Below are 226 nucleotides of genomic sequence, written 5' to 3' on the forward strand. Positions count from 1 at the left end.
ACCACCGAGCTGGCCGGTCTGGGCATCGCCGCGGTGGTGCTGCAGACCGCCGTGGGCCTGTGCGTCTTCCTCGCCTACGGCACCACCGCCAGCGTCGCGCGCCGCCGGGGCGCCGGCGACCGGCGCGGCGCGCGGGCCCAGGGCGTCGACGGCCGGTGGCTGGCGCTCGGCATCGGCGCGGTCACCACCGTGGCCGGCGTCGCGCTGACCGGCCCGCTCGGGGCGG

1 protein-coding gene is annotated in these 226 nt (G+C 81.0%); it reads left to right on the top strand.

Annotated features, from left to right (window positions below):
* On the top strand, positions 1-226 hold a 226-nt coding region (locus QWJ41_RS21560), incomplete at both ends, for an MATE family efflux transporter (RefSeq protein WP_302710548.1).

Origin of the sequence: Nocardioides cremeus, assembly GCF_030518195.1 — a bacterium.
GTDB classification, from domain to species: Bacteria; Actinomycetota; Actinomycetes; order Propionibacteriales; family Nocardioidaceae; genus Nocardioides; species Nocardioides cremeus.